This window comes from Pseudomonas sp. BJa5 (assembly GCF_030272875.2).
Lineage (GTDB): Bacteria > Pseudomonadota > Gammaproteobacteria > Pseudomonadales > Pseudomonadaceae > Aquipseudomonas.
Genome location: NZ_JALRNG020000087.1, coordinates 1 through 529, shown reverse-complemented (window position 1 = coordinate 529; position 529 = coordinate 1). Strand labels below are relative to the sequence as shown.

The 529-nt window shown below is 66.0% G+C and carries 1 pseudogene; it reads right to left on the bottom strand.

The window, feature by feature from the left end:
- Window positions 1-529, bottom strand: a pseudogene (locus M2D63_RS25535) (aconitate hydratase B); the annotation flags it as partial.

The following is a 529-nucleotide window of genomic DNA, read 5'->3' as shown; positions in this document are numbered from 1 at the left end:
CGGTGTCCGGCAGCAGCATGCGGTTCAGCCAGCTGTGGATGATGCCGTCGCCTGGACGCAGGGACACGCCGCCACGGTTGCGCATGAAATCCGGCAGGGTGTGGTGGGTGGTCACGTCCACAGGCTTCGGATAGGCCGCGGTGTGGCAGAACGACTGCATGACCAGGTCGGCAGAGAAGCCCAGGCAGGCCAGGTCTTTGAGCTCGTCGCGAGTCATCGGGCCGGTGGTGTCCTGGGAGCCGACGGTGGTCATCTTCGGTTCGCAGTAGGTGCCCGGACGAATACCGGCGACGCCACAGGCCTTGCCGACCATTTTCTGCGCCAGGCTATAACCCCTGCCGGTATCAGCCGGGGCTTCAGGCAGCTTGAACAGGTCGGTCGCGCCCAGGCCCAGCTCGGCACGGGCTTTTTCGGTCAGGCCACGGCCGACGATCAGCGGGATACGGCCGCCCGCGCGGACTTCGTCGAGCAGGACCGGGGTTTTCAGTTCGAAGGTGGTGACCACTTCGCCGCTGTCGTGGCGAACGAC